We start from the raw sequence: 23,753 nt of genomic DNA, 5'->3' as shown, positions 1-23,753 counted from the left end.
CTTTCGGGTCGATGGCGTTAATTACTCAGCTTTCTCTTTCCCATGGGTGCGCCAGTCGTCAGAACCAGAGGTTCCGCACGTTTCATGAGTCCAGGTGATTTTCCGGTAAGCGAAATGTACGTCCTGAAGGTGGGTGAAGCTGGCCTTGGCAGGATCCTGGCAGTTGTGCATGTAGTCCTTTATTTGGACGATCGTGGCGTCGGTCAAAAGAGTTGTGTAGTAAAGCTCCTGATTGCCTTTGACTGATGTGCGGTACCACTGGATCTTGACTTCACTCAAGCACTCGCCCGACGTCAGTGCTGCCTGGAGCAACGGTGAGGCTTTATCGAAAATTTTCGTGATACATAAAGGCTTGTGTATCCGCAGTCCGCTGGGTTGGCCCGTCTGGGGATCGCAAGGAATGACAACCTCATGGCTGAAAGCTTGCACCAGCGCCTGATCTTCGTGACCTTCTTGGTAAATATTGCCCACTGAATGCGCCGTGAACGCGTCTCTAGTTATAAGTTCCTGATTGGTCCCTGTGATGGATATGTAAGCAGGTGTTGCCATTATAAAGTCTCCTGATATTTGATTGGTCAGCCAGAACTCAACGTGCCAGCTATTCGGTTCCTAACAAAAACTATGCCAATTAATGGTATGCCCAGTATCTCAAGGCTTTGATCAAACACCGATGGGGCTTCTTGTTCGCAGGGCGCTACTGGGATGCCGAAAAACGCGCATGTTCTTGCGCACTTGGGAGATTCTCTGCGCAGTCGTATGGATACCCCAATATCTATTAGGCTAGGAAGGTTGGGTTTGGCGCAGTATTCGGTGAGGGTGCGCAAAAAGCAGCGCAGTTGATCAAGCGTCAAACAGTAGGGTGCGTAATTTATGCGTTCGAAAACGTATTATATGAGTTCACAAGCATCATCTGCTTTTGCTTCCTACATTTAAGCTATTCGGCGGTGTAGGAAAAATCTGAAAAGATGCTGTGTGGTATTGGTTTGCTTGTTAAACGGATTCTGAGCAGTTACTGTTTGCGCCGTTGACCAATAGCGGCCATTAACAATACTTGACGCGTAAAGGAGGTAACAGCTAATGACTCATTTTGATACATTGTCTGGGCGTTACCTCCACTTGATAAAAAGTCCTGTTTCCAGCCATGGTTATGCGGGCAGCGATGTGCGATTTTCCGAAGAGTTTGAGGCCTTGGAGGCACGATTGAGTAGCGAGCAATCGGTTCTGGGTACTGGAAATGTCGACTGGTTAAAGGTTCGTGAAGAAAGCGAAAGAATTCTGCGTGATCAGTCTAGAGATCTTCGTGTCGCCTGTTGGCTGACGTGGGCGCTATATAAAGCTGAAGCGTTTCCAGGATTATTGGCGGGTACTTGCATGTTGCGTTATCTCTGCGAACACCACTGGCCAGTGTTACACCCGGTCAAGCACAGGACTCGTATTGCCGCTTTTTCATGGTTAGTAACCAGGCTTGACAGGGTCCTCGTCGACGATGTGTCGATAAAACAACAGCTTTCGTTGTTCCAGCGTTTGTCCGATCATCTGGAAGGACTGGACGAATTGCTGAGGCATCATCTGGGTGAAGAAGCGCCATTGATCTTGCCGACTCGCAGGCGATTGGCCCGAATGCTCCAGGCCGCCTCGCAAAAAGAAAGCAAGCCCACGATTGCTGAGCAGGTCAAGGAAGTAGCCACTCAGTTTTTCAGCCATCCTTCTGTGGAGAATGACAAGGATGCCCGCAAGGCACTTGGTACGCAGCAGGATATAACCCAGTCATTGTGCGCCTGGTGGTTAAGGCAAAAGGCTACTGATGTCCGAGCGTTGCGTCTGAATCGCACGGTGCTCTGGCTCACGGTTGATACCGCCCCGAAGTGTAACGCCGAGCGCATAACAGCATTGCGTAGCGTGCCCGTAGATCGATTGAACAATTATAGAGAACGCTTTGAACAAGGCAAATATGCGGATCTGATTGTGGATCTGGAGTTGAGCATCGCCCGCTCTCCCTTCTGGTTCGACGGTCAGCGCAGGGTATGGGAATGCCTGCAAGCGCTCAACGCGGAACTCTCAATGCGTGAAGTTGAAGTTCAGTGCGCACTTTTTTTGCACCGAGTACCTGGCATCGCCGAATTGCGTTTCCATGACGGAGTGCCCTTTGCTGACGATGAAACACAAGGTTGGATATCGACGCATGTGATGCATCACGTACTTCCTCCCCAGCCTGAACCCGCTCAGACCAATACCGGCGTTCAGCCAGCATGGAATGTTGTTATGGGCGAAATCATTCAAAGGCTACATAAGGACGGCCTGAAGGCTGCGGTCAAGGAGTTAACGTGGCACCTGACAAATGCGAAGAGTGAGCGTGAACGTTTTTTCTGGCAATTCAACATTGCTCGTGTCTGCCACCGTGCCAAAAAATATGAGTTAGCCAGGGTTCAACTTGAATTGCTTGATCAAGAGCTTGAGATGAAGGGGCTTGGAAGCTGGGAGGCCGAAGCATTCCTAGAGATTTCCCGGCTTCTATACAGTTGTCACGAGAAGCTTCCGCCTGATCGGATTTCACGAGTGAGTAAGGACGAAGTCTACCGGCGGTTATGCAAGTATGATTTTGAAGCCGTGCTGAACAAAACGTAAGTACTGTGATAAGAAAAGGAGTAACTGCAGTGGCAAAAGAAGGCTCTGTCGCGCCCAAGGAACGTATAAATGTTACTTTCAAACCGGCAATTGGTGATGCACAGGAAGAGATAGAACTCCCCTTAAAACTGTTGGTGTTAGGTGATTTTATTCAGCGAGCTGATGAACGAAAGCTCGAAGACCGCAAGTCGATTAATGTGGATAAAAACAACTTTGATGATGTGCTCGCGAAACAGAATCTGAGGCTTTCATTGAGCATTCCCAATCGTCTGCAGGATGAAGGCGAGGCTGAAGAGTTGGCGATTGATGTCCGCGTCAACGCAATGACTGATTTCAACCCGGCCAGCCTTGTAGAGCAAATTCCAGAGCTCAGGAAACTCATGGAGTTGCGTGACGCCTTGATGGCTCTCAAGGGGCCGTTGGGCAATGCGCCTGCCTTTCGCAAGGCGATTGAAAATGTGCTTGCCGACAAGGCTTCGCGTGATCGAGTGCTTGGCGAGTTGGGACTCGACGCTGTAACGGAATGAAGTGTCTGGAACGTCAGGAAGAAAATCTATGAGCACCACCGCTGCACAACAGGATAACCACGAGAATGTCGAGTACGGAATTCTCGATCAGATTATCGCCGAGACCAGAATGTCTCCCGGCGACGAAGCCTATGCGATAGCCAAGCGTGGCGTTGCCGCTTTCATCGAGGAGTTACTGAAGCCACATAACAGTGCCGAGCCGGTAAAGAAGGCGCTCGTTGATCGAATGATCACCGAGATCGACGTCAAGCTGAGCCGTCAGATGGATGAAATCCTGCACCATTCCGAGTTTCAGTCGTTGGAATCCTCATGGCGCGGCTTGAAATTGCTCATCGACCGAACGGACTTCCGGGAAAACATCAAGGTCGAGATGTTGAGCGTTTCGAAGCAGGACCTGCTCGATGACTTCGAAGACTCTCCCGAAGTGGTCCAGTCGGGTCTGTACAAACACGTTTATACCGCAGAGTACGGTCAGTTCGGGGGGAATCCGGTAGGTGCGATTATCGCAAACTACTACTTTTCGCCCAGTTCTCCGGACGTCAAGACAATGCAGTACGTTTCCAGCGTAGCCTGCATGGCACATGCGCCGTTCATCGCCGCTGCGGGACCTCAGTTTTTTGGGCTCGAGCAATTCACCAGCCTGCCTGATCTCAAGGATCTGAAGGACCATTTTGAAGGTCCGCAGTTTGCCAAATGGCAAAGTTTTCGTCAGCAGGAGGACGCTCGGTACTTCGCATTGACGGTCCCTCGGTTTCTGCTTCGCAGCCCCTATGATCCTCAGGAAAATCCGGTCAGGACATTCGCCTACCGGGAGAACGTTGCGAATGCGCACGAACATTATCTCTGGGGTAACACCGCTTATGCGTTTGCTACCCGGTTCACGGACAGCTTCGCCAAGTTTCGCTGGTGCCCCAATATCATAGGGCCGCAGAGCGGTGGAGCAGTTGAGGACCTTCCTCTGCATCACTTTGACAGCCTGGGTGAGATTGAAACCAAGGTGCCGACTGAAGTGCTGGTGTCCGATCGCCGGGAATACGAACTTGCAGAAGAGGGCTTCATTGCGTTGACGATGCGCAAGGGCAGTGACAACGCCGCTTTCTTCTCCGCCAGTTCCGTACAAAAGGCCAAATTCTTCGGCAACAACCCGGAAGGTAAGGTGGCCGAGCTCAATTATAAGTTGGGTACCCAACTGCCCTACATGATGATCGTCAATCGCCTGGCTCATTACATAAAGGTTCTTCAACGCGAGCAGATCGGATCATGGAAAGAACGTACGGACCTTGAGCTTCAACTCAATAAGTGGATACGCCAGTACGTTTCCGATCAGGAAAATCCTGGTGCCGAGGTTCGCGGTCGACGGCCCCTGCGTGCCGCACAGATCACGGTGAGTGATGTTGAAGGCGACCCCGGCTGGTATAGGGTTGCGCTTAACGTGCGTCCGCATTTCAAGTACATGGGGGCCGCTTTTACATTGTCGCTGGTTGGGAAAATGGACAAGGAATGATTCGCTGCACGAGTCTTTTCGAAAGGCTGGCCGGGGTGTCTGAAAAGCGGCCCGGTTCGAACCAGGAAACGCAGCTTGTAACGTCAGTTGCCAGTCATCTTTCAAGAATGTTGAGCACTCGGGCGGGCAGCGTACAAACGCTGCCCGATTACGGGCTTCCGGATTTGAATGACCTGCGATTCAGCCTCAACGACGTGATGCGCAATTCCCGGACAGTCATTGAAGATTTTATTTGTGCCTATGAGCCGCGACTTATGAATGTCCGTGTCGTTGCCAAGCCACGCGACGACGATGCGCTTGAACTGAGATTCGACATCCAGGCGTTTCTGAATGTCGACGGTGTGAACCGGGACGTGCTTTTTCAAGCGGTGCTCAATGGCCGAGGGCGCGTCGATGTGAAGGTGTGATCAATTTTGCCAGGAGCGGAGTGCCTGTTTGAACTTGCATGTCAGGCACGTCGTCCCTCACGCCTTTAATCGCTGTTCTCGATGAACTTGAAACAGGTAATCAACGTTGTCTTTCAATGACTATTATCAGGATGAACTTGCAGCCTTGCGCCATCTGGGTCGCCGTTTTTCCGAGCGCAATCCTGCACTGGCGCCTTTTTTGGGACAAGCGGGACTTGATCCTGATGTCGAGCGATTGCTTGAGGGGTTTGCGTTTCTGACAGGACGGCTGCGTCAGAAGCTGGACGATGAGTTGCCAGAACTGACTCATTCATTGATGAACCTGCTTTGGCCAAACTATCTGCGACCGCTGCCATCGGTGAGCATGCTGCAGTTCGAGCCGTTGCTTCGGTCAGGACCTGCGGTGCTGATTGAGCGATCGACGCCTGTTGAGAGCGATCCGGTAGGTGAACACGTCTGCCGTTTTCGCACCTGTTTTGCAACCGAAGTCCTGCCACTTGAACTGAAAGATCTGTGTCATTCGCCCACGAGCGACGGGGCCATTCTGAAGTTGTCCTTCGTCATGAGTTGTGAAGGTCATATGGGTGAACTGGAGCTGAAACGGTTACGGCTGCATCTTGCCGGTGATCGTCATGTCAGTCGGTCTCTGTATCTCGGGCTGATGCGCAAACTCGAGGGCATTACCCTGAGCTTGCTTGGCGCTGATGGGGGCGCACTGGAAGACGGACGCGGAAATACGATCGAGTTCAATATCCCGGTCAATGAAGTGCAGGTGGTCGGCTTTGCTGAAGAAGAAGCACTGATACCTTATCCTTTCAATACCTTTCGTGGTTATCGCTACCTGCAGGAGTACTTCTTCTTTCAGGAAAAATTCATGTTTGTCGACGTGATGGGGTTGGGCGTTCTGGGCGCTTTACCCGATTCTGTTCTCAAAAGTGCTCATGGCATACAGCTGGCATTGAAGATCAAGGGTGCAGAAATTCAGCGTCTTCGACCTACCCTCGATAATGTAAAACTCTACTGCACGCCGATTGTTAATTTATTCAACCAAGATGCCTTGCCCATTCTGGTCGACGCCAAGCGGGATGATTATCTACTTATACCTTCCAGAGATGATCTCGACAGCTGTGCAGTGTATTCGGTGGACCGGGTGACCGGTTGGCAGTCCGGTGGACTTGGCTATCAGGACTATGCCTTGTTTGAATCCTTCGAGCATGATTCAGGGCAGGGTTCGAAGAAGGGCAGGCCTTTTTACAGCGCTCGGCAGCGCCCATCGATGCAGTACGATGGCCTGGATACCTATTTAAGCTTTGATCATCGAAGTGCGGAATACCCTGAAACGGTATCCGTCGAGTTGACCTGCACCAATCATGACCTTCCATTACAGATCAAAGCGGGCGGTATCTGCAGATCCTGTGACGGAACGCCGGATTTTCTTCGCTTCAAAAATATTACGCCCGCCACGCCGAGCTATGCGCCTCCTGTCACTCGTGATTTTCTATGGCGTGTGATCAGCAACATGTCGTTGAACTATCTGTCGCTGGCCAATATTGACGCGCTGAAAATCATACTCGAAACCTATGACTTGCCGCGCTATCACGATCAACAAGCCGAAAGAGCCAGCCAGCATCTTCTCAATGGCCTTGAATCGATAAGCCATCGTCCCGCTGATCGACTTTACAAGGGGCGGCCTGTGCGTGGTGTCAAAACAGAGTTGATCATCAATCCTGACGGATATGGGGGGGAAGGCACTCTTTTCCTGTTTGCATCCGTGCTGAACGAGTTTTTCGCACTGTATGCCAGCCTCAACTCTTTCCACGAACTGAATGTGAAAAGTACTCACGGAGAACGCTACGAATGGACACCTCGCATGGGGCACCAGCCGCTTCTTTAGTTGCACTCAGTCATACGATCCGTGAGCACTCCATTTATCAGGCGATCCCTCAGATCCTTAAGCTGCTTCGCGAGGTTCATCCGAACGCTGATGATGAGTCGCTGCATGACTTTCTTTTGCTCAAGGCAAACCCGGGTTTCGGCTTTCCTGGAAGCGATATCGAATGTCTGGAGCTGTTTGAAGCGCGCGGGAAATTGCACGTAAGGCTGTGCCTGAATGTCATCAGCCTTGTTGGATCCGGCTCCCCCTTGCCAGCCTTTTACGCTGAGCAGGTCTTGGATGAGGATAACTCGAGCGCAACGCGTGATTTTCTTGATGTTTTTCATCACCGTTTGCAGAAGCTAATGGTGCCCGTCTGGCGCAAATATCGTTACCACGCGGTGTTCGCTGAGGGCGCGACGGACCGTTTTTCCGAGTATCTGTTTGCGCTGATCGGATTGGGTGGTGCAAGGGTCAGGGAGGCTGCCGAGCTCGACTGGAAGAGGCTCCTGCCTTACCTGGGGTTACTCAGTTTGCGAGCGCACTCTGCGGCTCTGATCGAGTCGGTTCTGCGTTATTACTTCAAGCATGCTGATTTCTTCATCGAGCAGTGTGCCGAACGTGTCGTTCACATCAGTCCTGAACAGCGCAACTTTCTGGGCAAGGCCAATAGTCAGCTAGGCCACGATGCTGTTCTGGGTGAGCGGATTCGAGACCGAAGCGGCAAGTTTCGTATCCACATCAGGCAATTGTGCTGGGACAGCTTTCATCAGTTTCTCCCCCAGGGTGCCTGGAATCAGCCGCTCGGTGCCTTGGTGCGGTTCACGCAACGAGATTTTCTTGAGTACGACATATGTCTTGTACTGCTGCGAGAGGAAATCCGGGCTCTGCGTATCGGGGCTCAGAACACCTGCCGCCTCGGCTGGACCAGCTGGCTGGGGCGTGAGCGTGCCGATGGTGTGGTGACGCTTGGCCAGTCGATTCATTAAGGACAGATATTCATGATCAATGTAGACCTGCAACAACTGGTCAATGCGCTGGACGCGCCCACCCGGATGAGTCTGGAGAGTTGCGCAGCGCGCTGCGTGGCGAGAGGAGGCAGCAGGATTCTTGTGGAGGATCTGCTGCTGGCACTTCTGGAGCACCCCCACAGTCTTCTTTCCCGAGCGCTGTTGGATGCTGATGTCGACGCCGCGCATTTTGCGGCGCTGTTGCAGCCGGCCATGGAACACAGCGCCTCTCGTAATCCGGTGTTTGCTCCCGAACTTGTCCAGTGGCTACAGGACGCGTTGCTGGTGGCCAATCTTGAACTGGGCCAGAGCCACATTGAACAGGCGGCGCTCGTTCTTGCACTGTTGCGCAATCCGATTCGCTACGCTGGCAGCCGGTATCAGCCGCTGCTGGGCAAGATCAATGCGGACCGATTGAAGGATTTCTCTCTCGCCGAGCACCGAGCCTGTGAAGGACAAAAGCCGGAAAACGCAGATGAATCGCTGCTGGAACGCTTCACGCACAATCTGACACAACAGGCTCGGGAAGGCCGAATTGACCCTGTCCTGTGCCGCGATGAAGCGATCCGGCAGATGATTGACATCCTTTCCCGGCGACGCAAGAACAATCCGATCGTGGTGGGCGAAGCCGGGGTTGGTAAGACCGCTATTGTTGAAGGCCTGGCGCTGAGAATAGTTCAGGGTGAAGTGCCTGAGTCTCTCAAGGATGTCGAACTGCTGACACTGGATATGGGCCTGCTGCAGGCCGGGGCGAGCATCAAGGGCGAGTTCGAGCGTCGTCTGAACGGAGTGATCGAAGAGGTCAAGGCATCCGTGCGCAGCGTCATTCTGTTTATCGATGAAGCTCACACATTGATCGGCGCAGGAGGACAGTCGGGCGGGTCCGATGCCGCCAACCTGCTGAAGCCGGCGCTGGCCCGGGGAGAGCTTCGGACAATCGCTGCGACCACCTGGTCGGAATACAAGAAGTACTTCGAAAAGGATCCAGCTCTGGCCCGGCGTTTCCAGCCTGTTCGCCTGCTGGAGCCTACTGTGGGAGAAGCAATAGCCATTCTTCGCGGCCTGGCTTCGGCCTATGAGAAAAGCCACGGTGTCTATTTGCGCGATGACGCTGTAGTGGCTGCGGCCCGCTTATCGGCGCGTTATCTCACTGGGCGGCAGTTACCGGACAAGGCAGTTGATCTGCTTGATACCGCCTGCGCCCGTGTTCGCATCAGCCTGGCGGCCGCACCGCAGCGACTGGAGCGCTTGCGTACCCGCTACGCCGAGGATCAACGGCAACTCGACGCCATGCGGCGCGACGCACAGGCGGGTCTGGGCGTTGATGAACGGGTTCTGCTGACTCTTGAAGAAGGTCTTCAGGAACTGCAGAGGCAAATAAGCGAAGTCGAAGCCGTATGGAACCAGCAGCGCACCGATGTCGAGCAGTTGCTCAGGCTACGCGGGCAATTATCAGCGCTGCGCGCGCAGCACGACCTGGCGGCAAATACCGATACCGAGCGGTATACGGAGCTGTTCGCACTCATCGAGTCGCTGGAAACAGAACTGGCCGACGTTCATCAAACGTTGACTGAAGCAACAGAGCGACTGGTCAGTTTTGAGGTGTGTCCCCGATTGATCGCAGAGGTGGTCAGCGCCTGGACTGGCGTTCCGCTTTCACAGCTTGCACTGGAGCACAGTTCCAAAGTTGCCGGTTTCGCGGAGGACCTGAAAAAACGCATTCGTGGCCAGGATCAGGCTGTTTGTGCGCTTGACCGAGCGATGCGCGCGGCGGCGGCGGGGCTGAACAAGCCGGATGCACCGGCAGGTGTCTATCTTCTGGCAGGCCCCAGCGGCGTGGGCAAGACCGAAACAGCCATTGCGCTGGCTGACTTGTTGTATGGCGGCGAGCGTTTTCTCACGGTCATCAACATGTCCGAATTTCAAGAGAAACATACGGTTTCCCGCCTGATAGGCGCGCCGCCCGGTTATGTCGGATACGGGGAGGGCGGTCTGCTCACCGAGGCTGTCCGGCAAAAGCCCTATTCGGTCATTCTGCTGGATGAAGTAGAGAAGGCCGATCCCGATGTGATGAATCTGTTTTATCAGATATTTGATAAGGGCATTGCCAATGATGGCGAGGGGCGAGAGATCGACTTTCGCAATACGCTTATTCTCATGACATCCAATCTTGGAAGCGAACTTATCACGACGTGCTGCCAGTCAGGTCAACGACCTGATGTCGAGCAACTGGAAGCACGCATTCGCCCGATTCTGACTGCGCATTTCAAGCCTGCACTGCTAGCGAGGATGCACGTCGTGCCGTATTACCCCGTCACTGGAGAAACACTGCGCGAACTGATCGAGCTTAAACTTCTGCGTTTGGCAGGCAGGTTGAAAATCCGGGGACTCAGCTTCGCGCATTCAGAGCCTCTCGTCTCTTTCCTGCTTGAACGGTGCTCGCAAGGTGATACAGGGGCGAGGTTCGTTGATCGCTTGCTGGACACTTGCCTTATTCCGTTGATTGCCAATCGCCTGATCGACGCCATGTCAGACGGTCAGGATGTCCAGCGCGTTTACGCGACACTGGATGCTGCGGGTCTTGTCATTTGCGAGTTCGACTGAGATGACATCGATGTTCAATGCTGTCCACAATCCGCTCGACTACGCGCATGCGCTATGTTCGGTCTATACCAGCCTGTCACGCATAGGTGACAGCGAGGCGCTGTTTAACGGCTTTGCCCAGGCCGCCTCTCAGCTTATCGGCTGCGAATTGATCCAGCTGTTCAGCTTCGACGCACCCACTGGACGCCTTGATCTGAAGGTTCAGGTTCTGGATGACATCGTTCAGCCGGAAACTCTCGCAGGTGGCCACGCCGATTACAGTACAGAGCATCTGCTTGAGTTCGCCCTGTCGCAGGATAGGCCCGTCAGCGCGAACGAAATGGGTCCCGGTCTTTACGACACCAGCTTCCTGCCCTCAAGACCGTCAGGCTGGAACTCATTGCTGTGCGTGCGTCTCACCACTACGGATAACGTCACTGCGGGACTTCTTGTGTGTGCCAGCGATGCGTGCAGATCACTTGATTGTTTCGCTGCGTCACTGGAAGCGCTGGGTTCTTTCGTGCTTGCGCTGCAGGTTCTGCTCGAGCGCCGTCATGCCCTCACGGAGATGCCGAGACTGGAGCCCGAGTCCTCGAGTTACGGACTGATCAGCAAAAGCGAACCCATGCGGCAGACCTGCCAACTGGTCGGCAAGGTGTTGCACAGCGCCTATACCGTTTTGCTGACGGGCGAGACCGGGACAGGCAAAGAGGTTGTGGCTCGAGCCATTCACACCTGTGGACCTCGGCGCAAAAAGGCTTTTGTGGTGCAGAACTGCGCCGCGTTTCCCGAAAACCTTCTGGAAAGCGAATTGTTTGGCTATCGCAAGGGCGCCTTCACCGGCGCTGATCGTGATCGGCGCGGTCTTTTCGATATCGCGGATGGTGGCACCCTCCTGCTGGATGAAATCGGCGATATGCCACTCGGTCTTCAGGCAAAGCTTCTGCGAGTCCTTCAGGAAGGAGAAATACGACCGCTCGGTTCAGACACGGTACGCAACGTCGATGTACGCATCATTGCCGCTACCCACAGAGACTTGCCAGCGCTGATATCGCAAGGACGATTTCGTGAGGATCTTTATTACCGACTTGCCCAGTTTCCCGTTTCGTTACCGCCGTTGCGGCAACGTGTTGAAGACATCGAACCGCTGGCCAGACAGTTTGCATCCGACGCCTGCAGTTCTCTGCGACGTGAACCGGTACGTTGGTCGGAGTCTGCGCTGTCTTTTCTCTGTGATTACTCCTTTCCCGGCAATGTGCGGCAACTGAAAGGTTTCGTCGAACGCGCTGTTCTGCTTAGCGATGATGGGCACCTGTTGCCGGAACACTTCCCTGTAGCAACCGGTGCCGAACGTTCTTCTCACGGGGTGACATTGCGTGAACGGATGGAGCATTTCGAGCGAGATGTGTTGCTTGAAAGTCTGCGCAAAAGCAACGGCAATCGAACGCAGACCGCGCGCAAGTTAGGTGTGTCACGACGTACGCTGCTTTATCGAATGATGCGCCTGGATATAAACAGCGTCAGAAAGAACGCTGCCAAGTGCCATAAATAATCGGATTGTCAGTTTACGGAGATGCCTGATGAACATCAGTCAATGGAAGGCTGCGCTCTTTTTTTGTGCGCTATCGATTCTTCTGGGCGGTTGCAGTGGTCCGTTCAAGTTCAGCGATAGTGAATATCGCGTCTTGGGTAATTCGACTTCAAACCATCGCAATTAACGATCAGAGAGACAGGTTGATGGAACTGGTGTTGGAAGTAATCAACACGCCGGAACTCAAGGAGGGGTGCTCACAATCGTGGCGCTTCAAACAGAGCGGTGGTGTTTTGGGGCGCAGTCCCGAGTGTGAGTAGCGCATTGAAGATCAATCGTTCTATGTGTCCAGGCAACATGCGAGCGTCAGTCATGACGACAACGCGTTCTACCTGACAGATATCAGTCGCAATGGCATTTTGCTGAATGGTGTTGAAACCATCGCTGCCGGAGAAAAGCGACGCGTCGAGCATGGCGATACCTATCGAATGGGAGGTCTGTACCTGCGAGCTTGTCTGGTCGCCCCCCGAAACGTACGAGCCAGCCCGGCAGCCCACTCATCGGGTGCCGGACATCCGGTTTTCGCTGAACTCGATCCACTCGCCGCATGGCAGACACATGACAGAAACCACTATTTGTCCGGTGACCTTTCATCCCTGATGGAGGAGCGGGTCGGGTCTTCAGGCGTTGATCCCTATGTGTCTTCAGATCGCGAGCAGTTGTTGCTGCCGGAGTTGGTACCTGTGCCGCTGCCTGCAGCGCGGTGTTATCCGACGAGCGCCGATGACACGGCCGGCTTTTTCCGTCAGCGGCTTGCCGAAGCGCTCGATGTGGACATGAGCGGCGTCGACTCGACGGCGTGCGAGGCGCTGGCGATAGAGGTGGCTCGGCTGTTCAAACAATGCATTGATGGCCTGGAGCACGGTGCATCGACTCGCAACGAGCTCGAGTCTGAATTGGGTGCCTGCCATCCCGAGGCCGGATCCGGCAGGGAACGCACGGTCGATTCGGTGGATGCTGGCCTGATCATCCAGCAGCTTTTGCAACGTCAGTCCGGGCAGGCGTCCCGGATGATCTCCCGGTCATTTCGGGCTTCCCGGTCCCATCAGGTTGCTCTTCTCGCGGGTTGTCGGGCTATGGCGCGCTCGGCCCTGGAGCATTTCTCTCCGCAAAGGCTGCACTGGCAGTTCGAACATGAAGACAAGCCCTGGCTGCGTACGGCCGGGAACCGATGGCGCGCCTATGTACGTCACCATCGCACCCTTGCTCAGGACGATCAGTGGACCACGGGACTCTGGAGCCGGGATTTTCTGAAGGCCTACGACGAACAGATCCGCCTGATCAACACCCTTTACCCGAACTGACTGAGATAAACCTGAATGCCTATGTATTACGCCAGGCCATTGATGCTGGCCGCGCTTATGTTGCTGGGTGGTTGCTCGGCGCTGTCGCCTTATTCCACACAAACCCGGCTGGAGATCAGTCTGACCGGTAGCGATCGACTCAATCCCGACCTCAATGGCCGACCATCACCAACCGTCCTGCGGCTGATGGAGCTGAAGCATCCTGCGACGTTTCAGAGCGTGGATTTCTTTTCCCTCTACGAACGCGCCAGAGACGTGCTCGCGCAGGATCTGGTTGCGACGGAGGAACTGGAGTTGCGACCTGGCGAGCGCGTTGATCTGAAGCTGAAGTTTCAACCCGGCAGTACTTATGTCGGGGTGCTGGCTGCGTATCGCGATCTGCCAGAGGCTCGATGGCGTTACGTGATCCAGCTGACCCCCGAAGCGCTGACACGCGCCGAATTCACACTGGATGAAGCCGGGTTGCATCGCAGTGACGAAACCGTTTCAAGGGCAGGGAGTTAATCATGAACGCTCATAAGGTTATCTGGCAGGAAGGCATGCTTCTGCGCCCTCAGCACTTTCAGCATAACGATCGATACCACGACCAGCAGATGAGGATGTGCACGCAACTGACCGGCATCCATATGTGGGGTTTCAAAGCGGTTGAAATCAATCAACAGTTTCTGGGCTCGGGTCAGATTGTTCTCAATCAGGCATCGGGTGTCCTGCCGGACGGCACCTTTTTCGATTTGGGTGACCGGGAAAAACCGTTGGCACTGGAGATCCCGCCAAACACGGCCAACACTGCCGTCTATCTGGCTTTGCCGCTGGTAACGGGTAACTGCATCGAGGCACGCAGTGCCGAAGAGCCGGATGTGGTTGCGCGATTTACCGCCTACGCCACAGAGGTCGCCGATTCGAACGCCGGAGACGATGCCCGCACCGAAATACTCTGCGCCCGGCCAGAATTTCAGTTGCTGCTTGGGGATCAGAAAACCGAGCACGCTTACGTGAAGCTCAAGCTGTGTCAGGTGCTGGTCAGCACGCCTGACAAGGCCATCAGACTCGACGCCGGATTTGTCCCTTCTTTCATCAATGCGGGCGGGTCGGCTTATCTGATGTCGTGCTTGAAAGAAGTCGTGAGCCTGCTTGAAAACAGAGGCAACGCCATCGCCGGACGTATTCGCTCCAACGGTCAGACAGGCAGCGCCGAGGTCGGTGATTTCATGATGCTGCAACTGATCAATCGTACGGAGCTGGTGCTTCGGCACTATCTGACCCTGCAGGACGTTCACCCCGAGCCCCTCTATCGCGCGCTTCTGGCGTTGCTGGGCGAGCTGTCGACCTTTGGCGCCGAAAGCAAGCGCCCGTTGCTGGACAGTCAGTATCAGCACAGCGATCAAGGCGCAACGTTCGGCAAGGTGATGATTGCGATTCGACAGGTGTTGTCGATGGTTCTTGAACAGCACGCGATTGAGCTGGAGTTACAAGTCCGCCAGTACGGCGTACTGGTTTCTCCGCGTGTGGATCGCCAACTGTTGGGCTCAGCCTCGTTCGTGCTCGCTGCCCGGGCGCAATGTGATGCTGAAGAGCTGCGTCACAGGTTGCCCGCCCACCTGAAGGTCGGCTCCGTCGAAAGTATCCGCGAACTGGTCAGTCTGCATCTGCCGGGTATGCGTCTCAGGCCTTTGCCAGTGGCGCCGCGTCAGATCCCGTTTCATTCGAACAGAACCTATTTCAGCCTGGAACTCAACGAGAAGGAGCAGGCGCAAGTGGATACGTCCGGTGGTTTCGCCTTCCATGTTTCAGGCGATTTCGCCGGGCTTGAACTGCAATTCTGGGCGGTCAGAAACTGATGGTCAGGGACATGCACGGCCATAACGATAACCCGACCCGCCTGCACGGTCAGCGCTCAAGTGAGCGCACTCACGACCGGCTTACTGACGCCGCTGAACGTCAGCCTTTCGAAAGCCTTCAGGAACGATTGACCTACAGTGCCCGGCTGGCGCCCGAAGAGCGTGTGGACTTTCATATCAACCCGCTGATCGCTGCTGCAAGTGATCTGCTGTCACACCTTTCCAGGCTTGCCGCTGCACCTGAAGAAGGAGACATCCGCCCTTTGAACAGAACGCTGATCGGGCAGGTGAAGCTGTTCGAGGCGCATGCTCGGCATCACGCGATAGAGCACGACCAGATGCTGGCTGCACGTTACGTGCTGTGTACGGTGCTGGACGAGGCTGTCCTGACCACTGCCTGGGGCAGTGCGAGTAACTGGTCGACCATGAGTCTGCTGAGTCATTTCCATCAGGAGACGTTTGGCGGCGAGAAGTTTTTCCAGTTGCTGGAGAGACTGGGCAGTAACCCAGCCAAACACCTGCACCTGCTGGAACTGATGTACCTCTGTCTGGCCCTGGGATTCAAGGGCAAGTACCGCGTCACTCTGCGCGCCAATGACGAACTGGACGATATTCGCGACGGCCTCTACCGACAGATACGTCAACTAAGAGGTGAGGTACCCATGACACTTTCGCCTCATTGGCGTGGCTCGCAGGAAGATTCCCTGGAGCCTCCACGGCTCGTGCCGTCGTGGCTGGTCGTCATGTTTACGCTGATGACGCTGGCGGTGATGTATTCGGGGTTTGCGTGGGTGTTGGGCAAGCAGCGCGAGACAGTCCTCAAGCCTTATCAGTTCGTTGATTCAGTGGCGCTTGAGCGTCAGTCGCAAAACCGGGGAACCCGATGAAGATGTTCTGGAAAAAGCTGTTGTCCGTGCTAGGCAGGGCCTGGGTCTGGTCGTTGTTGCTGGTGGTCGTCATGAGCGCTCTGGTCTGGCTATTCGGGCCTTTGTTCGCGGTGGCTGAACTCAGGATTCTGGAAAGCGCGACGTCGCGTCTGCTGGTGGCCATCACGCTGTTGCTTGGCTGGGGGCTGGCAATGGTCTTCGTCGGATGGCGTGCGGGTAAACGCGATGAAAAACAACAGGCCAGCGACACCGAAAGGGAGCGCGTGCTTGAGGGCATCGCGATCGACAAGGAGTCTCGGGAACTGACCCGCCGGTTCAAGGATGCCGTAAGGTTGATCAGCCGTTCGAGTCTTTACGACGGGCGCGGCGAGTCCGCCCGTCAGGAGTTGCCCTGGTATCTGATGATAGGCCCGGAAGGCAGCGGCAAGACCAGCTTGCTGGATTTTTCCGGGCTCGACTTCCCGTTGAACAAGGTGCAGCGCAAGCTCACACGCGATACCAGAAGCACGAGCTGTTGTGACTGGTATCTGACTGATCAGGCGGTGATCATGGATACCGCCGGCCGTTACCTTAGCCAGAAGGGGTCAGAAGTTGACGGCAGCGCATGGCGCACACTGCTGTCGTTGTTGCGCGAGAGACGACGCGTGCGTCCGCTCAGTGGCGTTCTGGTCACTCTGCCAGTCGAGTTGCTGATCGAGGACAAGTCAAACCAACTGGAATCGGTTGCCGAAACCGTTCGAGCGCGTCTGGACGAGATCCATCGTCAATTGAGCATTGAGGTTCCCGTTTATCTCGTGCTGACCAAGACGGACGCCGTTGAAGGCTTTGATGAGTTCTTCGATCAGTTGTCCCGTGAGGAAAGCCGACAGGTACTGGGCTCGACGTTCGGTAAGGGCGAGCGGGGCACCGACATCGATGTTGTCGGCAAGGCATTCGACTCGTTGTTGCAAAGGTTAAGCAGCCAGGTCATCACGCGGCTTCATCAGGAACGCGACATTCAGCGCCGCGGGCGCATGCTCGAATTTCCCGTCCAGTTGGGACGTATCGCCCATAGTCTGAACATCTTTGTCGAACTGGCCTTTTCGGGAAATCGCTACCAGCGTGCCAGCCATCTGCGCGGTTTTTACCTCACCCGTGCGCCTCACATGATCGATCAGGCCAAGCCTTCGCAAGAGCAGGCGGCGCACGATCATGACAGCATCGGTCTGCCTTTGCGACATGCCGGACGCCCACGGTTTATCCATGATCTGCTGGCACGGGTCATCTTTCCCGAGTCCAGGCTGGCGATGCTCGACAAGGATGTGCGTCGACAGCTCGGCTGGCGACAACGCGCGATTCTTGGTGGGGCTGTTCTAGTGGTTGCTGTAGCAGGCGTGGTCTGGGCAACGGGATTCAACATCAACCACGATCGCCTTGAAACACTTCGTCTTACCGCACAACAGTTGGTCAAGCTGCGCTCGCAGATAGCGCCACAGGATGATGTTCTGACTGTGCTCGATGCGCTGAACACTCATTACCAGGCAACCCGTGTGTTCTCCGATCCCGCGGATCTATCCTTGTACGAGCGCAACGGTTTGTACCAGGGGCGGGCCGCCAACCAGGCGTTGCTGGCTGGTTACCATGCACAACTGCAGCGCTTGTTGTTACCCCGTCTGGCAGGATTGCTTGAAGCACAGATGCAAGCGTCCACTTCCGATCGCGACCAGTTGCTGGGCAGCTTGCGCGCCTATCTGATGCTTGTCCGGCAGGAGCGACGGGACAGTGCCTGGCTGAGGGAGTGGATCGCTGCTGACTGGACGATACGCTATGCCGCTCATGCCCAGGCACAGCGTCAGTTGAATGAGCATGTACAGCGTTTGCTGGAACTGCCGTTTGACTACCCCGGCAACGCCGAGCTGGTAGCACAGACTCGGCAGGTGTTGCGCAATGAGTCTCTGGCCAATGTGATTTACCGCGTGCTGCGCGAGAAGGCGCGCACGCTTCCCGAGTACAGCCTGGCTCAGCGAATCGGTCCGCAGCAGATAGTGCTGACAGGCACTGACTATCGTATTCCCGGCTTTTACACCCGTCATGGTTATCAGCAATATTTTGTGGTTCAGGGCTCGACAGTGGTCAGCGACATCCTGCGCGACAATTGGGTGCTGGGCGAGAGCGCAGCGCTTGGCACGGCGGACTTGCGACGGTTGATGGTCGAACTGGAGCAACTGTATTTCCGCGACTATGCCAATCACTGGTCCGAAGCGGTCGGCAGGACGTCGCTGCAGCCCTTTGAAGGGCCGAAGCCGGGGGCGTTGCAAATGGCCGGTCTGAGCGCAGCCAACTCGCCATTGGTGCAGTTGCTGGTCGAAGTCCGGGACAACACCCGCTTTCCAAGCGTGGCCGAGAGCATCGATAAACTGCCAGTCCCGGACAAGACAGGCCTCGCGCCTGGTGCTATTGGCAAGGCTGTTTCAACCGTGGGAGGTCAAGCACAGCAAGCGCTTGCCGATAGTTTGCCCGACGCTGCGAAGAAGGCGCTGCAACGTCGCTTCGATCCGTTGCATCGGCTACTGGACGAAGAAAATGCTCCCGGTCCTGATCTGATGTCCGTGTTCAGTGCACTGGATGACGTTCAGCAGCAAATGGCAACGTTGGGCCGCTCTGGTCAGCCTGAGCTGGCCGCATTCGAGATGGCACGAGGCCGCATGGGCGGGCAGCGTGACGCGTTGAGCAATCTGCGTAATACGGCGGCATCGCTGCCACAGCCTGTGGCCGGCTGGTTCAACGGTCTGGCGGAAGATGCCTGGAGCTATGTCCTGCATCAGTCGTATCAGTACGTCAACCAGCGCTACAAGGACGAGTTGTATAGCTTTTACGGCCAGGCCCTCGACAAGCGTTATCCGTTTTACGCTCACAGTCACAGCGACGTTGCGATCAGCGATTTCCGCGAGTTCTTCAAATCCCAGGGGCTCGCTGACCGCTTCTTCAACAGTTACCTTAAGCCTTTTGTCAGCGGCGAGCCTGGGCACTACCGCTTGCGCAGCATCGATGGCTACAGCCTGCCGATGAGCCGGGCGTATCTTGATCAGATGTCTGTGGTGCACGCCATTCGCAACAGTTTTTTCGCGGGAAGCGCTCAGGAACCCCAGGTGCAGTTCAAGCTGGAGCCTTACACACTGGACCCGAATGTCAGCCGCGCCGAGTTTCGTCTGGGTAACCAGTCGATGGAGTATCGTCATGGGCCTATCGTCCCCGTTGCGTTCACGTGGCCGACCGAGATCGAGAATGGCCGGGCCAGTCTGGTCATGGATCGCATGGCAGGTCGCCCGATGGGTATCGAAAAGAACACCGGTCCGTGGTCATTGTTCCGCCTGCTGGATCTGATGCAGACCGAACCACTCAAGGGACGTGACGTTTTGGTGCTCAAAGCCGATGTGGGCGGGATGCGAGCCAACTACCTGCTGTTGAGCCAGCGTTCTGCAAACCCCTTCGATATGTCGGCGTTGCGAGGGTTGCGCATGCCTGCACAGCTTTGAAGCCACCAGAGGCGCGGGAAAGGCTTCCCGATGTACTCTCAGGCCGCTACAGAATCGAGCGCTTGCTTGGCGCTGGCGGCATGGGAGTCGTCTATCAGGCCCGCGACCTGCTGCACGAACTGATGGGAGAGCCTGATCCATGCATCGCAATCAAGGTGCTCAATGATGACCTGGCGACGACAAGGGACGCCGATGCGTTGCTTTACAGCGAGTTTGCCCTGACACGGCGCCTTCATCATCCGCACATCGTTCGTTCTTATGCATTTGGCGTGGACGACGAATGCAACCAAGCCTTCATGACGCTTGAATTCATGCGCGGTGTTCGACTTGATCGAGTGCTCAATGAAAATCCCGGAGGATTGCCCTGGGCGCAGGCGAGGGAAATCGCAACACCGCTGCTGGGCGCCCTGACATATGTTCACGAAAACGGCGTGCTGCATGGGGATGTGAAGCCCGAAAACATCATGCTCACCGAGCGGGGCTTGCGACTTTTTGACTTTGGCCTCGGGCAGCCCGTTGAAGGCGTGCTCACCGGACTTCCGCAACTGAACCGACAACGCTTGCAGCCTTGGACACCTCGTTATGTGGCGCCTGAGGTGCGTGACGGCGGCCCACTCACGACACAAGCCGATGTTTACGCAGTTGCTCGAGTGCTTTACGAAATGGCGGCAGGAAGAGAAGCACTCACGGATGTAAGCGACCCCCAGTCCTGCCCGGTTCGCGGCGCTTCATCGTTGCGAAAACCCGAAGGTTTGCCGTCCGCCTGCTGGTCTGAACTCCGTGTGGCGCTGATGGCTGATATTCGTGAAAGAACAATAAGCGCCCGCCAGTTACTCGACGTCTATCAGAGCGCGTCGAATCGGCGGTTTTGGCGATGGGGTCGAGCGATGATTACCCATAAATGCCCCCCGACGACTAGGGTTAGTCCGTAGATCACACTTCATCCAACCTCAAGGAGCATTCATGCACCGCCTGGACTGGCTCATCGACCACATGGAACACAGCGACACGATGGCGCTGTGGCTGCATCGGCAGTTCACCTACGAGTTTGCGCAGCAATCGCTGGCCGACTGGGAGGAAGAGTTTGCCGAGGGGCAGTACAACAATGAGTGGAAATGCCTCATCGCGATTGAGGACGGGCAGTTGTTGGGTGGCGCAGCGTTTGCCGATAACGATCTATCTGACCGACCCGAGCTCGGACCTTGGCTAGCGTGCGTGTTTGTCAGGTCGGAAGCTCGGGGCAGGGGACTTGCAGCCGAGTTGATCGAAAGCATTTGCAGCCATGCCAAACGGAGTGGCGTAAACCGGTTGTACCTGCACACGCACGATCAGCAAACGTATTACGCCAAGCGTGGCTGGCATTTGCAGGAACGCTTTGATGCCTGGGGTATGGCGCAGTGGCTGATGTTTCGCGATTTGTAAAAACCGAGGCATCCGAAGTCGTCTAATCGATTAATCTCACCAGCCGCGGCTCCAGCGAAGACCCCTGCACATCGAGCAACGCCAAGGTCACCGGCAGTTTGAAACGACGCCGTCCCGCACTGCCGGGGTTGATGTACAACCGCTCCCCGCGCCATTCAATAAGCGGTTTGTGCGAATGCCCGGTGACCACCAGCCGTGTGCGCTCATCAAGCAGGGCAGGCACATCGGCGATGTCGTGTACCAGCAATACCTGCCAGCCGCTTAGTTCGAAAATCAGGTGATCGGCAATGTCGTTCGCCCAGGACGAATCCACGTCGTTATTGCCACGCACAATGTGCAACGGCGCGATTGCCTCGAGTTGCTCGACGATCTCTGCGCTGCCAATGTCTCCGGCGTGGATGATCTGCTTGCAACCTTGGAGCGCGTTGATCGCTTCCGGGCGGAGCAAACCGTGGGTGTCGGAAATGATGCCGATTTTCATGAGGGCCTCTTGGCGGGAGCTGAACCATTGGGACAGCTTTAATCGGCAAGCGTGCCTGTGAGTTGGCACTGCCACGACTTCATGCCGTCATCCCAAATGAGCGCTTGCGTGATAATTTTCAAAAGCGTACCGTAAGGTTCACTTATGAAGAGGGTCGCATCATGTTAGCCACTTCGAAAACGCGTCTGCTTCACGAGCCGATCAAGCCTGTCATCGGCACCCGGATTCTCAATACCAAAGAGGAGCTACTGAGCGGCGAGCTTGCGGACGAGATCCGCGGTTTGCTGGAGCAGCGGGGCGTGCTGGTTTTTCCGCGAATCGGTTTCAGCGATGCCGAGCAGATCGCGTTCACCCGCACGTTGGGCGCGTTTTCGGCAGAAGCCAGCGACGGTCAGAATGTCACCAAAATTACGCTGGATGCCAAGGTGAACCCGGCGGGTGCCGAGTTTCTGAAGGGTTCGCTTTATTGGCACATCGACGGCACCAGCAGTGATGTGCCCATCCTGGCCTCGCTTCTGGCCTGCAAGGTGACGGCGACCTGGGGTGGCAATACCGGGTTTTGCAATACGTATGCGGCTTATGAGGCGCTGTCTTCGGCGGACAAGCTGCGCTATGCCGGCATGCGTGTCGTGCACGCGCCCTGGTCGTCGCTGTTTTACTACAATCCTGAGCCGAGTCTGGCGACGTTCAAGGTCATGCAGGCCATTGGCGAGAAAGAACTGCCGCTGGTGTGGACGCATCGCTCAGGTCGCAAATCGCTGATTCTGGGCTGCACGGCGCAGCAGGTGGCAGGCGTCAGCCGGGCCGAGAGCGCACGTATTCTGGTCGAATTGCGGGAGTGGGCGACGGGTGATTCGTTCAGCTACAGCCACGAATGGCAGGTGGGTGATCTGGTGATCTGGGACAACACGGGCACCCTGCATCGTGCCGAGGCGTATGACCCGGAATGCGGGCGTTTGATGCATCGCACCAAGCTGCAAGGCGAGGAACCGTTTGAATGAGCCCCGACTGTGATGTTGTTCGAAAACAGACTCATGTGTACATTTACGCATTGACTCACACCATGCGTTCACATGTTCGCGACATTCGAGCGCTTACGCTCGGTCAGTCATCGGTGTAACGGGCCGTCATCAGTCGGCTGGAGGAGAGATCTATGCCCGGATCCATGCGCGGTACCAAGGAACCCATCGCGGGTGTGTTCGTATTGCTGTTGCTGGCTGCCGGAAGTTGGGCGGCGCAAGAGCCGTTTCCCCACTTTGGCAGCGATATCACGCCTGATTCGCAGGTGAATGAAAAGGTCCGTACACAGCCGGTCCAGTCACGTCAGCCGCCACCGGACGATCTGCGTCGTTTCAGTGACGCCGGATCCACGCCTGACTATTTCCATGCCGTTGCCAGCGCCCGCTGTTCGCCGAGCTCTGCCGCTAAGGTCTGAACAGATGGGCATGACCTGCCCGATATAATGATGAATCGCTGAACGTATCGTTTGCCAGCACGCGTCCTACCAGTATCAACGCGGTGCGCCGGAACCCCTTGGCCTGCACCTTTTCTTCGATGTCCGCCAGCGTGCCCTGTACCCAGTCCTGATCCGGCCAGCTTGCGCGATGCACCACGGCAATCGGGCAGTCCGCGCCGTAATGCGGTATGAGCTCTTCGATGATCCGGTGCAGATTGTTGACCCCCAGATGAATCGCCATCGTGGCCCGATGCTGAGCAAGGCTTGCCAATTCTTCGCCGGGCGGCATTGAGGTCTTGTCGGCGTAGCGGGTCAGAATCACGCTTTGCGAGATGTCCGGCAGGGTCAGCTCTGTGCCGAGCAACGCCGCACAAGCCGCCGTTGCCGTAACGCCTGGGATGATTTCAAAGGGAATGCCCAACTCGCGCAAATGACGGATCTGCTCGCCGATGGCGCCATACAGGCTTGGATCACCCGAATGCACGCGTGCCACGTCCTGGCCTTGCGCATGAGCGGTCTTGATCAGGTCGATGATCTGTTCCAGGTGCAGTTCGGCGCTATTGACCACCTGCACGGCCTGATTGCCCTCCAGCACCGCGACGGGCACCAGCGAGCCTGCGTAGATGATGACCGGGCAGCTGCGAATCAGGCGCTGGCCCTTGACGGTGATCAGCTCCGGGTCGCCGGGGCCTGCACCGATGAAAAAAACGGTCAAGGGAATCTCCTGAAA

Annotated in this window: 20 protein-coding genes; 17 read left to right on the top strand and 3 right to left on the bottom strand. The window is 55.9% G+C overall.

Going from position 1 to position 23,753, the window contains the following annotated elements; translation table 11 throughout:
* Positions 1 to 21: 21 nt before the first annotated feature.
* Positions 22 to 549 carry an Hcp family type VI secretion system effector gene (locus CFBP1590_RS15190; protein WP_088235424.1) on the bottom strand — a complete coding sequence of 176 codons (528 nt, stop codon included), beginning with the start codon at positions 547 to 549 and terminating at the stop codon, positions 22 to 24.
* A gap of 528 nt (positions 550 to 1,077) precedes the next feature.
* Between CFBP1590_RS15190 and tssA the strand changes: the two genes are divergently transcribed.
* The 15 genes from tssA (at position 1,078) to CFBP1590_RS15115 (ending at position 21,086) form a co-directional block, all read left to right on the top strand.
* Positions 1,078 to 2,625, top strand: coding sequence for a type VI secretion system protein TssA (gene tssA / locus CFBP1590_RS15185; RefSeq protein ID WP_088235423.1), 1,548 nt, complete (start codon positions 1,078 to 1,080; stop codon positions 2,623 to 2,625).
* A gap of 29 nt (positions 2,626 to 2,654) precedes the next feature.
* Positions 2,655 to 3,152: a type VI secretion system contractile sheath small subunit gene (gene tssB, locus CFBP1590_RS15180; protein ID WP_088235422.1), complete on the top strand. Its 498-nt coding sequence runs from the start codon at positions 2,655 to 2,657 to the stop codon at positions 3,150 to 3,152.
* A gap of 28 nt (positions 3,153 to 3,180) precedes the next feature.
* Entirely contained in the window at positions 3,181 to 4,656 is a 1,476-nt protein-coding gene (gene tssC, locus CFBP1590_RS15175) for a type VI secretion system contractile sheath large subunit (protein ID WP_088235421.1), read from the top strand.
* Positions 4,653 to 5,063 (top strand): type VI secretion system baseplate subunit TssE, encoded by a 411-nt coding sequence (gene tssE / locus CFBP1590_RS15170; protein ID WP_088235420.1) that lies wholly within the window; start codon positions 4,653 to 4,655, stop codon positions 5,061 to 5,063. The genes tssC and tssE overlap by 4 nt, the downstream gene beginning before the upstream one ends.
* 106 nt (positions 5,064 to 5,169) lie before the next feature.
* Complete coding sequence (gene tssF / locus CFBP1590_RS15165; protein ID WP_088235419.1) at positions 5,170 to 6,957, top strand: type VI secretion system baseplate subunit TssF; 1,788 nt, start codon at positions 5,170 to 5,172, stop codon at positions 6,955 to 6,957.
* Positions 6,921 to 7,925: a type VI secretion system baseplate subunit TssG gene (gene tssG / locus CFBP1590_RS15160; protein WP_088235418.1), complete on the top strand. Its 1,005-nt coding sequence runs from the start codon at positions 6,921 to 6,923 to the stop codon at positions 7,923 to 7,925. Before tssF ends, tssG begins: the two co-directional genes overlap by 37 nt.
* A gap of 12 nt (positions 7,926 to 7,937) precedes the next feature.
* The gene (gene tssH / locus CFBP1590_RS15155) at positions 7,938 to 10,550 is read left to right on the top strand and encodes a type VI secretion system ATPase TssH (RefSeq protein ID WP_088235417.1); all 2,613 of its coding nucleotides are present in this window, start codon (positions 7,938 to 7,940) and stop codon (positions 10,548 to 10,550) included.
* A gap of 10 nt (positions 10,551 to 10,560) precedes the next feature.
* Positions 10,561 to 12,081 (top strand): sigma-54 interaction domain-containing protein, encoded by a 1,521-nt coding sequence (locus CFBP1590_RS15150; RefSeq protein ID WP_088236424.1) that lies wholly within the window; start codon positions 10,561 to 10,563, stop codon positions 12,079 to 12,081.
* Positions 12,082 to 12,383: 302 nt separating this feature from the next.
* Positions 12,384 to 13,424, top strand: a complete 1,041-nt coding sequence (tagH, locus tag CFBP1590_RS15145) for a type VI secretion system-associated FHA domain protein TagH (RefSeq protein WP_088235416.1) — start codon at positions 12,384 to 12,386, stop codon at positions 13,422 to 13,424.
* Positions 13,425 to 13,439: 15 nt separating this feature from the next.
* Positions 13,440 to 13,928 (top strand): type VI secretion system lipoprotein TssJ, encoded by a 489-nt coding sequence (gene tssJ / locus CFBP1590_RS15140; protein WP_029241527.1) that lies wholly within the window; start codon positions 13,440 to 13,442, stop codon positions 13,926 to 13,928.
* A 2-nt stretch (positions 13,929 to 13,930) separates the two neighbouring features.
* Complete coding sequence (gene tssK / locus CFBP1590_RS15135) at positions 13,931 to 15,262, top strand: type VI secretion system baseplate subunit TssK (RefSeq protein WP_088235415.1); 1,332 nt, start codon at positions 13,931 to 13,933, stop codon at positions 15,260 to 15,262.
* Entirely contained in the window at positions 15,262 to 16,149 is an 888-nt protein-coding gene (gene icmH / locus CFBP1590_RS15130) for a type IVB secretion system protein IcmH/DotU (protein ID WP_029241529.1), read from the top strand. Before tssK ends, icmH begins: the two co-directional genes overlap by 1 nt.
* Positions 16,146 to 19,664: a type VI secretion system membrane subunit TssM gene (gene tssM, locus CFBP1590_RS15125; protein ID WP_088235414.1), complete on the top strand. Its 3,519-nt coding sequence runs from the start codon at positions 16,146 to 16,148 to the stop codon at positions 19,662 to 19,664. Before icmH ends, tssM begins: the two co-directional genes overlap by 4 nt.
* A gap of 80 nt (positions 19,665 to 19,744) precedes the next feature.
* Positions 19,745 to 20,596, top strand: coding sequence for a serine/threonine-protein kinase (locus CFBP1590_RS15120; protein ID WP_231991725.1), 852 nt, complete (start codon positions 19,745 to 19,747; stop codon positions 20,594 to 20,596).
* 31 nt (positions 20,597 to 20,627) lie between these two features.
* Complete coding sequence (locus tag CFBP1590_RS15115; protein ID WP_088235412.1) at positions 20,628 to 21,086, top strand: GNAT family N-acetyltransferase; 459 nt, start codon at positions 20,628 to 20,630, stop codon at positions 21,084 to 21,086.
* Positions 21,087 to 21,108: 22 nt separating this feature from the next.
* On the opposite strand, the gene CFBP1590_RS15110 is transcribed toward CFBP1590_RS15115, so the two are convergent.
* Positions 21,109 to 21,567, bottom strand: a complete 459-nt coding sequence (locus CFBP1590_RS15110) for a metallophosphoesterase family protein (protein ID WP_058432399.1) — start codon at positions 21,565 to 21,567, stop codon at positions 21,109 to 21,111.
* 161 nt (positions 21,568 to 21,728) lie between these two features.
* On the opposite strand from CFBP1590_RS15110, the gene CFBP1590_RS15105 reads away from it, so the two are divergent.
* A complete protein-coding gene (locus CFBP1590_RS15105; protein ID WP_088235411.1) occupies positions 21,729 to 22,568 on the top strand; it encodes a TauD/TfdA dioxygenase family protein in 840 nt (279 codons plus the stop codon).
* Between the two features lie 164 nt (positions 22,569 to 22,732).
* Positions 22,733 to 23,002 (top strand): hypothetical protein, encoded by a 270-nt coding sequence (locus CFBP1590_RS15100; RefSeq protein ID WP_331717160.1) that lies wholly within the window; start codon positions 22,733 to 22,735, stop codon positions 23,000 to 23,002.
* Here the strand turns inward: CFBP1590_RS15100 and cobM are convergent.
* The gene (gene cobM, locus CFBP1590_RS15095; RefSeq protein ID WP_088235409.1) at positions 22,992 to 23,738 is read right to left on the bottom strand and encodes a precorrin-4 C(11)-methyltransferase; all 747 of its coding nucleotides are present in this window, start codon (positions 23,736 to 23,738) and stop codon (positions 22,992 to 22,994) included. The two genes, CFBP1590_RS15100 and cobM, sit on opposite strands and share 11 nt — an antisense overlap.
* Between the last annotated feature and the right edge of the window lie 15 nt (positions 23,739 to 23,753).

The sequence above is a fragment of the Pseudomonas viridiflava genome (genome assembly GCF_900184295.1).
GTDB lineage: Bacteria > Pseudomonadota > Gammaproteobacteria > Pseudomonadales > Pseudomonadaceae > Aquipseudomonas > Aquipseudomonas viridiflava.
Note: the sequence above shows the minus strand (reverse complement) of the source record. Positions and strands in the feature narration are given on the sequence as shown.